Annotated in this window: 8 protein-coding genes; 1 reads left to right on the top strand and 7 read right to left on the bottom strand. The window is 43.1% G+C overall.

Annotated features, from left to right (window positions below):
• Positions 1-47: 47 nt before the first annotated feature.
• The 4 genes from IJJ71_RS03675 to IJJ71_RS03660 all read right to left on the bottom strand — a co-directional run bounded on the left by IJJ71_RS03675 (position 48) and on the right by IJJ71_RS03660 (position 9,014).
• Positions 48-1,253: a sugar ABC transporter substrate-binding protein gene (locus tag IJJ71_RS03675; RefSeq protein ID WP_296845380.1), complete on the bottom strand. Its 1,206-nt coding sequence runs from the start codon at positions 1,251-1,253 to the stop codon at positions 48-50.
• 42 nt (positions 1,254-1,295) lie between these two features.
• Positions 1,296-4,037: an alpha-amylase family glycosyl hydrolase gene (locus IJJ71_RS03670; protein WP_296845379.1), complete on the bottom strand. Its 2,742-nt coding sequence runs from the start codon at positions 4,035-4,037 to the stop codon at positions 1,296-1,298.
• Between the two features lie 187 nt (positions 4,038-4,224).
• Entirely contained in the window at positions 4,225-6,108 is a 1,884-nt protein-coding gene (locus IJJ71_RS03665) for an alpha-amylase family glycosyl hydrolase (RefSeq protein WP_296845378.1), read from the bottom strand.
• Positions 6,109-6,119: 11 nt separating this feature from the next.
• On the bottom strand, positions 6,120-9,014 hold the full coding sequence (locus IJJ71_RS03660; protein ID WP_296845377.1) for an alpha-amylase family glycosyl hydrolase: 2,895 nt from the start codon (positions 9,012-9,014) through the stop codon (positions 6,120-6,122).
• 176 nt (positions 9,015-9,190) lie between these two features.
• Between IJJ71_RS03660 and IJJ71_RS03655 the strand changes: the two genes are divergently transcribed.
• Positions 9,191-10,015, top strand: a complete 825-nt coding sequence (locus tag IJJ71_RS03655) for an Rpn family recombination-promoting nuclease/putative transposase (RefSeq protein ID WP_296845376.1) — start codon at positions 9,191-9,193, stop codon at positions 10,013-10,015.
• Between the two features lie 122 nt (positions 10,016-10,137).
• Here IJJ71_RS03655 and IJJ71_RS03650 read toward each other — a convergent pair whose 3' ends face one another.
• From IJJ71_RS03650 to IJJ71_RS03640, 3 genes are all read right to left on the bottom strand, one after another.
• Positions 10,138-12,222, bottom strand: a complete 2,085-nt coding sequence (locus IJJ71_RS03650) for a hypothetical protein (protein ID WP_296845375.1) — start codon at positions 12,220-12,222, stop codon at positions 10,138-10,140.
• A gap of 11 nt (positions 12,223-12,233) precedes the next feature.
• Positions 12,234-12,653: a hypothetical protein gene (locus IJJ71_RS03645; RefSeq protein WP_296845374.1), complete on the bottom strand. Its 420-nt coding sequence runs from the start codon at positions 12,651-12,653 to the stop codon at positions 12,234-12,236.
• Between the two features lie 24 nt (positions 12,654-12,677).
• Positions 12,678-14,631: early set domain-containing protein (locus IJJ71_RS03640; RefSeq protein WP_296845373.1), on the bottom strand; the 1,954-nt coding region annotated here is incomplete at its 5' end.

The raw sequence follows: 14,631 nt of genomic DNA, 5'->3' as shown, positions 1-14,631 counted from the left end.
CATCAATCAAAAAGACTGATGCTCAGGGCAAATTAATAAATTAATGGTTATTTAGCACTGTCCATTGCGGCAGCAGCACCGTTCAAATCTTTTACGACATCATCGCCGTCCCAAATTCCGGCATAAGCCGCACCCATTGCAGACCAGTAAGTGTTCATCTGTGGGATAGTTGGCATTGGAATAGCGTATTTTGTCTGCTCAAGGATTCCGTTGCTCAAAGGATCATTTGTCTTGATATCCTTGCGAGGTGGAATCTGTTTTGTGAGCTCGAATCGTTTTTCGAGGTTAGCTTTCTGAGTGAGGAAGTCAGCGAATTCTGCTGCTTCTGTAGGATGCTCTGAATATGAGCTTACGAAAGCAAGGCGAACGCCTGAGAATGATGTAGCAGGCTGAGACATTCCTGGGAAAGCAGGAAGAGGAGCGATACCGAAGTTCATCTTGAGGCGTGTGAGCTGTTCAATCTTCCATGGACCAGTAATGAGCATTGCAGCTTTTCCAGAAGTGAAAGAAGAATCACAGAAATCGCCTGTCATATCAGCAGAAGGAACATTGAGGAGCTTCTTGCGGAGGCTCTGGAAATACTGGAGACCTTTTACAGCCTCTTCGCTGTTGATGTTGTGCTGCTTGCGGTCATTGCCATTTGGGCCGAAGAGCTGTGCACCGTAAGAGCTCATGAACATATAGTCATAGTAACCATCAGCAACTGGCCAAACCAAAGCGTATTTGCGCTCAGACTCGTTGTTGAAAGATTTTGAGAACTCGATGATTTCTTCCCAAGTTTTTGGCGGGTTCTTAATCAAGTCCTTGTTATAGAAGAGAGCGTAAGTTTCGATTCCGATTGGATAGCCGTAAACTTTTCCATTATATGTTGATGCAACCTGAGCCGCATTTACGAACTGACCGATATAGCTTGAATTTTTGTTTTCAGCTACATGTCCACCATTGACCAATGCACCAATATGATCGTGTGGTGCAACGAAAACATCAGCACCTACTCCAGCAGGTCCGTCAAGTTCAATTTTTGCACGAGCATCTGTTGATTCAACATGCTCATACTCGATTTTTACATTTTTGTGAGTCTTCATGAACTCTTTGGCAGCCCACTCGACATACTTTCTTGCAGAATCGTCAGATTCCCAAACTTTAATAGTAACTTTGCCTGATGATTTTTTTGAGCGTGCGTTTCTTGCCGCAAACATATTGAGCGGAGCCAACATCGCAAGGGCAACAGCAGCACAAACAATTTTTTTCATTTTTAATTCCTCCTATCTATTTCTACGGCAAACTGCCGTTTTTTACTTAATGTGAATGATTGCAGCCGTAAGAGGCTCCAATGTGATTTTTTTACCACCGACCTTGACTCCAGAAGGAGAAGAAATCGGCGTTGTTCCGGCTTTTTCACCATCTGCCAGAACCTCAGCACCCTTCAGGGTTATGTCAGATTTAATGACAGTCTTTTTTCGGCTCGCATTGGCAGCGATAATCCAGTCACCGTCATCATTCTCGATTCTGTAAGCGAATACGAGCGATTTGTTCTGGTCATCGGAAAGCAAAACCGTGTTTTCTTTTATCTTTTTTGAATCAGCAATGCGGAATGCAGTGTTGCCGCGCCGGATTGCAATCAGCCCTTTCGTATAATCAAGAACTGACTGATAATCCTTGTCCAAAGTCCAGATAATCTGGTTGATATTATCGCTTGAATCGTAACTGTTGCGGACGAATTTTCCGACACATTCCTGTGTTGCGCCATTGACATTCGGCTTAGTCCGGCCACGCTCCTGACCGCCATGAAGGAAGCCGATTCCCTGTGCCGTAAGCGCAAGAAGATTGCCGAGCTTGATTCTTTTGATTATCTCAGCCTTATCCTTTGCATTTTCTTCTTTTAAACCGACATTATGCGCTATCAAATCATGAAGAGTAAGACCATCATGACATGTCATGTACTGGATATTTGCGCCAGGCTGATTCGTACCATAAGAACGCGGATTTCCTGTAATGCTGCGGAGCAAATCCAAGCCATTTGTTTCCTTGCCAGTGATAAGACCAAGCCCGGCCTCATTGAAACCTCCGGCCTTAAGCAAATCACGAAGCTCGTCATTGAAGACCGCAACATGGTCAGTCTTTCTCATGTAGCCCTGATCCATTCCGACAGTGCCTTTTTCTCCGTTGTACATGCGCCAGCCCTCACCAACAAAAAGGACATGAGGATTTACCTTTGCGCAGGCAGAATAAGCATTCTCAACGCTCTGAGCTTCCATGAGCCCCATGAGGTCGAATCGGAAACCATCAGCCTTGTACTCACGAACCCAGTGCTCCGTAGAATCCCTTACGATTTTTGCCATCATAGCATGTTCTGTAGCAGTGTCGTTGCCGCATCCAGAGTTAGCAGTGAAACGGCCGTTGTCATTCATTCGGAAATAATAGCCCGGAACGATGTCATCAAGGAATTGGGTTGTCGCCATGTGATTGTAAACTACATCAAGAAGAACCCCCAAGCCTGCCTTGTGACATTCATTAATAAGCTCACGGAGCTCACGAACCCTGCAATAAGGATCCGAAGGATCTGTGGCATACCAGCCTTCTGGTGTAAAATAATTGTGAGGGTCATATCCCCAGTTATAGTTGCTGTTTGCTACAACACCTCGGTCATCGTATTCACGGTTAGTCTCATTATTATAGAAGAAATTGAGCACAGGCATGAGCTGGACATGAGTGATTCCAAGTTCCTTGAGATAAGGAATCTTTTCGATGAAAGCCTTGTAAGTGCCCTTCTCTGCTTTTACGCCGGAATCTTCGCTGATTGTGAAGTCACGGACAGACATCTCATAAATCACCGCATCCTCACGCTTTTCAAGAGGATAATAATCGCCAGTCATACCGCCAGCAGGAAGAGATTTCGGGCTGCTCAAATCAACGATTGCCCCGCGCCCAACAGTTCCGTCATTTTTATAAGCGGCCATAGAGCGTGCATAAGGATCGAGAACCGTCACAGTCCCCTTTGAATTAGTCAATGTGAAGTCATAGAAGAAACCGTCCGGATCAACCTTGCCGAAACTTGCTGACCACACGCCTGTAGAAGAATTCTTTTCCATGCTTACAGTGAAGTCCGGAACCGTAGCATTGTCTTTTTTGTAAAGATTTACGACAGCCTTTGAAGATGTCGGCGCCCACAACTTGAAAGAAGCGGAACCCTTGCTGTACACCGCACCAAGAACCGTATCGGCAGGTGGAATCGTTTCCATTGCAAGGGAAAGAGAAAGCTTGAGAGAATTTACTTTGGCTTCCCCCTGGAAATCAGCATTTGACACAGTGAGGTTGTCGCTTGGGTCAACCTTATCAGCCAAAGTGATTTTTACATTTTCTGCCATATTATCCTCCGGATTTTTTGAGTCCGCGTTTGAAACTTTTGAAATTTGAAGCGCACTGCCGTTTTTGCTGACAACGAAGCCAGAAGAATTTGAGCCGAGGCCATAAGCTCCAGAAAGAGAAAGTGAGATTTCATTTTGAGAAGTAAGCTCTGCCTTTGTGATTGACGGTTTGTAAGGAAGAGCCGCATAAGTATTCTGATCACCAGAGAAAATGGCGATTTTTTTTGATGTAGCAATGTTCCAGATACGGTCATCATTGCCGTCCTTTATCCAGTCACCGTCCTGACGAACAATAAGCCCGACAGTGCCTTCAGAAGAAACAAGTTTGTTTCCGCCAGTGTCAGAACCGTCAAGATGGAAGCGCATATAAGCAACGCCGTCTGACTCCTGCCAGTTTTGAGTGTATGGCCAGTTTGCAGTACCGTCGCCACCCGGAACAGCCCAGAGCCAAAGTGCCCAAGGACCATAATTTTTATCGTTTCGGACATAGTAGATTACAAGCTCGTCATCGCCCGGCTTTATTTTTGAATCAACGGAAAGAACATCTTTTAACTGAGAAGGAGAAGCATCATGAAAAGACCCCGGCTTACCGCTTTCGGCACAAATGGCTGAAAATGCGAAAGCAAAAGAGAGAGTAGCAAGAATCTTTTTAACAGCTGTAATTTTCATAACGACTCCAAAAGGCAGGGAAAAGGCACAAACTGTGCCCCTTCCCCAAAAACATACATAAGGAGGTATTGTTTTTTCCTAATTTAACTATAAAACTTATATCACTAAGAGTCAAAAATTTTCACTAATTTTTCACGATAAAGTTCCTTTTGTCATAATTTTTAACAATTCCGACACTTTAAGACAATTAAGACTTTTCAATGAGAAGAACACCGTCAGTTCCAACATTGAAAACAGCCTTTCCGTTTGTTACATCAGCCTCTGCCCCTGTGTAAGCATCTTTCACCTTGCTTGCACCGATTGAAGAGACATCAACCTCAAGGCTGCCGCCATTGGCTCCGAGGACAACGACAACTTTGTCATTTTCACGAACACGGCTGAACGCATATCCGCTGTCAACATTGATTTTTGAGTGAGTGCCTCCGCCTACAGCAGGATGTTTTTTCCGGAAATTGAGCATTTTTGTCCAGTGAGCATGAATTTCTGAATCGAAACTGTAGCCCAATGATGTGGTGTCACCAGCCCACGGCATCTGTGAACGATTTTTCTGATCTTTGTCACCGCCGAATGTTGCTGAAGAATCTTTTCGACCGGCTTCATCGCCATAGTAAATCTGGATTGCGCCAGGACACATAGCAAGAAGCGAGCCAGCAAGTTTTTGCTGAGCGACAGTTGAAGCATAAGCACCATAGAACAAGCCCTTCTGATCCTGGCTGCCAGTATCATGAGAAGAAATGTAGCTAAGGACATTGAATCCAGAATCCGAGTTGATTTTTGAGGCATAGTCAGAATATACAGATTCAATAGAAGAAGGATTTGAGACTGCACTTCCTGCCGCCGCACGGAAATCAAAGTTTATCATGGAATTGAAACCGCCGTTCGTATAGTAAGCATCTTTTGAAACTCCATGACCAAAATGCTCACCAGTCATCCAGAAATCGCCAGAATTAGCAATAACTTTGTCAGGATTAGCTTTTTTCCAGTCACGAAGAGCCTGAACACAGGCAACCTTCAACTGCTTCCAGCTTTCTTTTTCTACATGCTTTGCCGTATCACAGCGGAAACCGTCAATTCCGAACTCACGCACCCATGACGAGAGCCAGTAAATGAGATAATCGCGCACTGTGTAGCCGCTTTTCTCCTCGAATTTCACGACCTCATAGCCTTCAGTCGGATAGAAGTCCTTCATCGCATCGGTGTGCTTTGTTTTAAGGAATTTAGGCAATGAGACTGCCTTGTCTCCTTCAGTAATGAAATCAGGAAGTGAGCCACCACAAGAGCCGGTCAGATCTCCGCTACCAGTCTTGTAATGAGAGCAAAGGCCGGCACGAATCCATGAACCGCCCCACCAGTCATCCCAGCCATGGAAATCAGCGCCATATTTGATGTAGTCATGGTACTTGTTCAAAGTGATAGTAGTATTTCCATGGACATAACTTGAAGTCATAACATCAGGATATAAATGAACAGCATCCTCAATCGTGTTGTAGCCAGGATGATTCATGACCACATCCATAACGACACGGATTCCTTTTGCATGAGCCGCATCCACGAAAGCCGTAAATTCTTCCTTTGTACCAATATTTGCATCAATATTGGTATAATCCATCGCGTAGTAACCATGATAAGGATAATACTTGAACTCATTTGAGCCGCCGACACACCATCCATGAATCTGCTCGTACGGACAGCTAATCCATATTGCGTTCACGCCAAGAGACTCAAGATAATCAAGTTTGTCGGTTAAGCCCTTTATGTCTCCGCCGAAGAATTTTCCTGCATCGGCCTTTGCTGATGGAGAGCCTTTTTCTCTTCCATAAGAAGTATCATTCGAAGTGTTGCCGTTATAAAAACGGTCTATGAGAACGAAATACACGCTCGCGTTATCCCAGAAATCAGAATTCACGGAATAATCATCGGGAATGTCGGAAGTTGCCCATGCTTTTGTGGAAGCAGGAGCAACGACAACAGGATCTTCATCCTCTTCCTTTTTGCAGGAAAGCAATGCAGAAGAAAGTAACACAGTTCCAGTCAATGCAAGAAGGATTTTAGTTGAAATAAGTTTTTTCATATCGTCCTCCGCTAGTTGATCTTGATGATTTGGAATGAAGTTGCAGGAAGATAAAGCGGGGTCTCACCAGCAACAACATTATCCCCCTCTGTCACTTCACCAGAACTTTCATTAATAACAACTTTTTTGCCATTTTCCTGATATTTTTCTGTATTATAAAGAGTCTTAGTACCATTAAAATAGACAACATAATTTCCGTTAGAACCATTGCAAGTATATTTGACAACGCCATCCTTTAACTTTTCAGCATTGCATGAAACTGGATCTGTAAATGCTTTTGCAGATTTTCTGAGAGCAATCAAGCCTTTGTAGGTGTTGTAAACATCATCATATTTACCAGTATTTTTGAAAGATAAATCAATAGTATTTACATCATCAATATTGTAAACTCCGGAACCATTTGTCCAGGTAATACCACCTTTTTTATCCGCCGCATAGCTGTCAGGATTGCCTTTCTTTGTCCTCAAGAACTCCTGTCCACCATTAAGGAACGGAGTTCCCTGTGAAAGAAGAACATAAGCCGCAGCAAGTTTGTCCTGTTTCTTTATTGTTGCCAAATCACCAGCATTTATTGGCTCAGACGGCCATGCAGTAGCAATCTTTCCATTTCTATCAGCTGCCTGTGTGTCATTAAGCTTCAAAGAATAAACTAGTTTGTCATACAAAGTAAAATTATCATGACACTCAACATAATGAATTGAAAGTCCAGTAATTCCAGTTTTGTTATGACCTGTATTCACACATTTCAAACCATTGATAATTGCAGTGTCAGAATTAACACCTTGAACCTGACCTACTTCAAAACCACCGAATTCAGATCCCTTGACAGTATTTCGGAATCCGTCCTCAAATGCACCATAACCAGAATCTCCAGAAGCCACGACCACAGTCGCACTGTTATTCACAAGACTTGTTCCGCCAGTCCATGGCTCGCCGTAAACCATAACTTTTTGATCAATCTGCTTAAGAGTATCGTAGATTTCTTTCATGGTCTCCTGCTCATGCAACCCCATGAGGTCAAATCGGAATCCATTAATATGATAGTCAAGCATCCAGTGTTTGAGAGAGTCGATCATGTATTTTTTGAACATTGGGGCAGCACTGTTAGTCTCGTTGCCACAGCCAGAACCATTGGAATAACTTCCGTCTGATTTCATGCGGTAATAATAGTAAGGAACTGTCGAGTCATAGAGGGAGCCTGTACCAGTTCCGCTAGTATGATTGTAAACCACATCCATAATTACGGCGATTCCAGCATCGTGGAGTTTTGAAATCATAGTTCTCATCTGAGCAACGGCAGCGGTTCCGTCTGGATTTGCTGAATAATAATCAACATATCGACCTTCCGGAACATTATAATGGTAAGGATTGTAGCCCCAGTTATAATTCTCGTCCGCATTGACCTGAGCATAGTCGAACATAGGGAGAATCTGAACATGTGTGATTCCCAAATCTTTGAGATGATTGATGATTTCGTCGTCAGCAAGTTCCGTGAATTTTCCTGTTGAAGTTGAGTTTACGGCACGGCTCCAGTCTCGGATGTGCATCTCGTAAATTACGGCATCATTGTATTTTGTACCTCCGAACGGGTTGTAATAACCATTCTGAGTTCCCCATGCTGTATCACGAGTTCCTGTTACTACTGCATTTGTATTAGAATTGATGTCAACAATCTGAGCCGCGATAGAGTCCGGGCTTGCACACTTTGCGTTAATATCACAGACATAATAAGTTTTGTCAGCGACTGTAATCTCATACTTGTAGTATTTTGCGCCGCTCACATCGACATTTGCCAAAGACCAGACACCTTTCTCGCCACGGTCCATCGGCTTCGGATAACCATTAATCGGAGTTCCCTTCAAAGTCTCGTCGGTAGTTGCTCCTGCGACTTTTTTTGCAACAGCTTCAGAAGAATAAGTTCCGATATCATTTACGCTCGCATAAAGACGAAGTTTGACACTTGAGGCCGTTGGTGCCCAAATTTTGAAAGTTGCATTTGTTCCATTAAGTGTAAGCCCCAAATCATCACCGGAATAAGTGTAATCACTAAGCGCACTCGCAAGAATGCCTGTTGTCGCGACAGCTTTTTCACCGAAAATCTCATGTTTTAAAGTCCAAGATTCTTTTGTGGCATCTATCGGAGAAGAAAGTGTTATGAGAAGATTCGTCGCCTTATTCTTTGATCGGTCATTTTTCGCATCATAGTTTACAACATCGGAAACAGAGATTGGAGTTCCGTCCGCAGCAGAAAAACTAAATCCATTTGCCGAAGCAGAAAGTTCCAGTCCGTAAGATACAGAAAGCTGTGCCTTGATTGTCGTAGCAGTTTCCGCACTTGCAGAAAGAATGCACTTCATGTTCTCACGGATAACATAAACATTTCCGTTATAGTACATAACTTTCTTTCCTGAGCTGAGCGGGAAAACTGTATCAGGAGTCTGGCCATCCCATGATGTCTTAGGTTTGATGATAAATTTGAAATCAGTTCCGCTGTCAATAGCAGACTGCATTTCAGAAGTAAGAGAAGATTTTGCACTGGTAAAATTAGCATAAGCAATGTTTGATGAAGAGTCCACATCAAAATTGACTGTCTTATTCACATCACCAGATGTAGTCCAGTTAAAAACAGTTTTGCTTGTATAACTCTCACCATCTTTATAATAGAAGAGAATTACATCATTTTCGTTCATTGTCTTAGCAAGTTCTGAACATTTTAAAACAATGTCGGGAAGCTCACCGACAGCACCGGGCGTAGTTCCGCTCTGCCCTGCTCCGCTACCAGCGTTTCCGCCTGAAACAACAGGGGAGCTGTCATCATCTGCAGTATTCTTACAGGCTACAAGCCCAAAAGAAAGAGCCGCTGCCATAACAAGTGGCAGGACTTTAAAGAATCTAATTTTTTTCATTTTTTCCTCCTTTTTATATATAAACAGGCAAGAATGTAGGATGAGACCACTTCACAAATGCCTGATAATTTACTATTTCTTGAATTATTCTGACTTTTTTCAAATCGCGTTGCCAAAAATGCAAAAATTTTGGAAATACTTATATGTAGGAAATCGTGAGCCTACAAGGAGTATTTATGACAAACACAAAAAGAACTTACAGCTTCAAGCCTTTCGAGGAACTTGAATTCAGCGACGATTTCATGTTCAAGAAAATCATGCACAATCCAGAGATTTGTGCTGGTGTAATCGAGCGACTTCTGAAAATCAAAGTCGCGCGCATCGAATACCCAGAACTGCAGAAAGAAATCGCACCGTACTACACGAGCAAAGGCGTTCGCCTAGATGTCTATGTAAAGGACAGCGATAAAATTTTTGACATCGAAATGCAGACCGCAAGATTCGATGCAATCGGAAAGCGAATGCGTTATTATCAGAGTATGCTAGACATTGATGACTTGATGAAGGGGAAAAAATACAAAGAACTTGATGAGAGCTATGTCATTTTCATCTGCAAGAATTCGCCGTTCGATGACTCTGATTTGTCAGTCTACACTTTCAAAAATATTTGCCTCGAAAATGCCGATGTCGAGCTTAATGACAAATCTCACAAGCTGATTTATAATGTTAGTGCGTATGAGAATGAACCGGATGAAGAATTGAAGGCATTTCTTCGCTTCATAAGCTCTGGAACCCCAAGCGATTCTTTCACCGACAGAATCAATGCGCTTATACTACAGGCGAAACAAGCCGAAGCCAACAAAACGGAGTATATGTCTATGAATTTGCACGATTACGATATGATGGAAATCGGGAAAGAAGAAGGGGCACTGGAGAAATCCATAGAAGCAGCGAAACTTCTTATAGAAAAATACAATATACCGCTAGAGCAAGCTTGTGCTGATTTAGGGATATCGCCAGATTTATTGAAAGAAGACATCAAGCAAAAAACTTCTATATAAGAATGTATTGACAATGATTTAACATGTTTTTTCAAAGAACAAAACATGACGGCTCATAGCGTGTGCTATGAACCGTCAGATATTTCCCGCAAGACTGTGCGGGGAAGCAGATTTAATTAGTATTAGTTAGCTTTTGTCCAAGTAACAGTGATATTACCATCTTTATATGTACAAGTAATATCAACCGGCAATCCTACAACTACAGGCCATTTAGCATTTTTGCCATCAACACCGAAATCATCTTTCCATGCAGAATTATTGCGGAATTTAAACTCAGCCCCTGGGAATGCCCCTTTCAGATTTTCGTTGCTAGAATTTGTTGTCTTCCATGATGCATAATCATATGTCCATGTAACAGTTGCAGCATCATAAGTTCCAATTACATCCGGACAGGCATTAGAATTGTCCGTACCCTTATTTCCACAGTTATTGAAAGCACCAGCAATTGTCGGTTTTACAGGATTAGCAGCAGTCGCATCACCAGGCACATTATTTGCAAAACCTTTGAGATAAATCTTTGAGATATTCAATGGGAAAGCTCCAAAATTTACCTTAGATGTCTCAATAAGGTTGATTACGCCAGTTACAGCGTCAGCATACAAGGTGTACTCTTTTCCATCAGCATAGCTTTCTGTAAGAAGAGTTGGAGTCTCAAATGCCACATTATTATCCCAATCATACGAATCTGCATCAGTATCAGTTGCTTTTGGAGGCACAGCACGGAAACCGAGAACGAATGTTGACTGACCAGGTTTGACATTTACAGTTTCTGCGAATGTATAGGCCAAGCCCTTCTCTGCACAAGCAAAAGCTGCTGCATCTGCTGGACTCCATTTTTCAAGGAGTTCTTTTAAAGTGCCATTCTTCTCGTTTGCTAGGAATTTACGACTTGAAGTTGGGTCATCCGAAGCTGTCAAATAATATTTGCTTGTTTCTGTCGCACTTGCAAGATTTGCAACATAAATCGCATTGATTTTGATTTCAGCCGCAGCTACAACTGGGTCAGCCTGTGTTACAGAAGTTGAATCAAGTTTAGATTTGTCAATTGTAAGCTCAACATCAAAATCACCGATACAATATGCAGGGAACATAAAGTTCGTACTTTTTGTATTTCCTTCACGGCTTGTTGGTGATGTAAGAAGACGAGGACCATCCTGTTTTTTCTCATTTACTGATGCAATAACAATCTCAGGACCAGCCCCAGCAGCAGTGTATGTTCGATTCCATCCACCGATATTTCCGCCGTTTACAGCTTTTCCGTAGAATTCAAATGATACCTTACCATCAGTGATAGTCTTTTTATGTTTTGTAGTGTCATACCAATCATCTTTGAATGTTCCTGTATCCGTATCGCTAATATCAGCACCACCAAATACGACATCAATTCCGTTGTTAGACTCAAGACCTGTAATTGTGACAGTGAACTTCTGGTTAGTTCCAGCCTTTGCTGTTTTTTTAATTTCAACGCCAGCAAGAGCTTCAATTTCAGCCTCTGTTTTTGGAAGAAGATCAAGGCTAATGCAAGCCAATGTTACATTAACAGGCTCATCAACTTTCTTTTCGAGAGTTGCTGTAGGAACGCCGTTTGCAATCACTACCTTAACCCATCGTGACTGGAGAGCTGCATCGCTTGTTCCAGCCGGGCTTGTCGGGATGCTGAGTTTCTGTGTCAAAGGCACAATATTGCCAGCAGAATTCTTTTTGGTTCCGAATACATAATCGTTTCCGACTTTGAGGTAGAACTCAAGAGTTCCTGCTGCGAATGTCTTGATGTCAGTACCTGTTTTGCCAGCCGCAATCTGTGAACGCTGGTATGCAACAGCCATTGAATCGCCGTCAAAGAGTCTTTTGTTGTCTGCACTAGTCTTGTAGATTGTTCCAGACTTGTGGCCGACAGTCTTGCTGTCTTTTGTGTAAGAATCAGCAACAGTACCTGTGAGGATAGCCACTGTATCATCAGTAACTTTTCCATCAGAAGCTTCTGTTATAGACTTAGCCTCACCCTTTTCATTTACGACAACTGCATGAAGCTCAAAGACATTGCCGTCATAAGCTTTGTCCAGGCCTTCAACATACAAACCTTCGATATTACATGCGTTTCGTGCTGTATTGTCCTCAACATAATCAGCCTGATTAGTACAGCCTACTCCCAAAAGAAGGGCAGCGGCTGCAGAAAAACCTGCGATAAATCTTGTTAATTTTTTCATCTGTCTCCTCCTTATTCTGCGGTAACAGACCAAACCAAAGTACCAGGGTCAATCGCAACAAGATACTTTCCAGCATTCTTGATTACGAGCTGCTTGTTACCAAAATCGTCTTTCCAGTTGAAGTTAGCCTGTGTTTTGGCATCTGCATGATCCCAATGACGCTGGTTGCCGTAGTTTGTATCAGTACAGAGTGTGATACCGACATTTTTTCTGCCAGTCTCAATCTCGATTTCATATTTTCCTGTTGCAGAATTGTATTTCATTACAGTTTTGTCTTCGCCAGGATTAATCCAATCGCCAGTGTCGCCTGTATGAGGAGCGAACCACTGTACCAAAGGCTGGTATTTATCCTCACCATAAGTCATTTCACAGCCTGTGAATGTGAGGGCAAGCGAGATCAGTGCCAAAAGGCCAAAAATAAATTTTTTCATATCAGTTTTCCTCCATTCCTAGCCTTAGATGTCCCACTGGAGACCCATGCGGATTGCATAGTTATTCTTGTATTTAGAAACGCCGTCCTTTGTAGCATAGTCATAGTCTGTAGAAAGTCTGTAACCTGTCGGGCCGTCGCCAAACTTCTGGTATGGGTCCATAGCATACATGAACTGCATGTAAGCTGTTGGTTTTGCAAGGACAGAAAGTTTCTTGAAGCCGCCGATGTAGAAGCCGAACGGATTTTTTGGATTCTCCTGTGTTGAATCCTTGTTCTTTGAGCGGATACCGAAACCACCCTGAACGCCCCAGTCATTTGCAAGGTCGAACTGTGTGAGCAATGTGTTGAAGAGGTAATCAGAATCTGTATTGTCGAAACAGTACATTGCCTTTCCTGTCTTGAGGACATCACCGTTGAAGTTGTGGTCATATCCGAGACCAATTGCGTTGATTACGAACTGATCAGTTCCGAGTGCATTCTGTTTTTTGTCTTCTTTTTCTGTGAAGTAAGACATATTTCCATAGAGGCGGAGTTTTGAAGGAACGAAAAGGAGTTCCTCGAAATCAACTTCTACAGAAGGAATGATGCCGTACTCAACTGTATCCTTGTTTTTGTAAGGAGTCTTGAACTTGAGTTTGCCATTCTCTTCTTTTTTATCCAAAGCTGTTGTGTAGCGGCCAATGAGACCAAATGTGATTGCATCTGTTGCGTAGAATTTAGTGTCGAGCCATGCACGCCAATGGTTTGTTTTGCCGAGGTTGTCGCTGATGTTTGTGTGCTCATCCGGACCATCCTCAACATACATCATGCTTGCCTGTGCACCACGGAATCTTGCTCCGAGTGTTACATCAACAGGAAGGTTCTCATCTGAATAAGCGAGCTGAGCATTTCCTGCCATGTTTGTAAGTCCGCTCTCATAAGCTGATACAGAGCCGACATCGCTTGCAGCTGGTGTGTATTTAGCAACATAAGTTACGCCATCGATTTTTACGAGGTCGCCATCGCCATAGCGGTTCATGAGGTAGTTAGTTGTAAGAGTAAGTGGTCCGAAGATACCTTTGTAACCGACGATGAAGTCCTGCTCGTAGCAGTGTCCGAAAATTGTGTCGTAAGTCTTTCCGAGCGCAGTGTTGTACTGGAAGTCGAAGTTGAGTGCTGGACCTGCGAAGAGGTTGACCCATCCGAAGAATCCAAACTGATTACCAGCACGGTCAGCAGTTTTGTTTGGTGAGAGACCAGCCTTAACCTGAAGAGGTCCGAGGTTCTGCAAAGCAGGGCCAAGCTCGAAGTAGTTGTAACCACCAGCAGCTTTATAACCAGCTTCCCATTCCTTATCTACTGTTGTCCATCCGTTGATTGAGTGTGGTGGGAGTTTTGCATATTTATAGCCTGTCTGCCATGAAACATACTGTGTGTCGATACCGAACTTGAAGTGTCCGAGATATGTTCCCTCTGTTTTTTCACCGTTCAATGTGTGAACAGGAGCAAAAAGAAGTCCTGAACCGAAGTTCTTGCTTCCGTCTTTTGCTTTAAGTGTGTCCTGTTTGTAGATGTTATCAAATGTGTCCTGCTCAGCTACAGCGACTTCAAGATACATCGGAACATTTGGAAGAGCGTTTCCTGTAACTTTGATGTATGACTTGAGGTTTACACCAGCTGATTCCAAACCTTTGTCAAGTTCATTTGCTGCATCATCGTCTGTAAGGAACTTAGCCTGACCACCGAACATTGTCCATGTAAGGAATTTGAGGCCAGATTTTGGAGCTGTGTCTCCGCCGCCTGCGAGTGCATCGAGGTCACCGCATGAGTTTTTTCCACCAAAGCCATCGTCTACGAAGTCCGGAGCCTTAAGGTCTGTTGTCCAGCTTCCGTCTACGATGAACTTGTATTTTACTGTTGTTCCCGCTGAGAACTTCTTCACAACTGTGAAGCCTTTTTCACCCTTCTCCATAGGCAATGCCCCTGCCTGCCAGTTA

This window comes from Treponema sp. (genome assembly GCF_017430385.1).
Lineage (GTDB): Bacteria > Spirochaetota > Spirochaetia > Treponematales > Treponemataceae > Treponema_D.
This window is presented reverse-complemented; position numbering and strand designations above follow the sequence as displayed.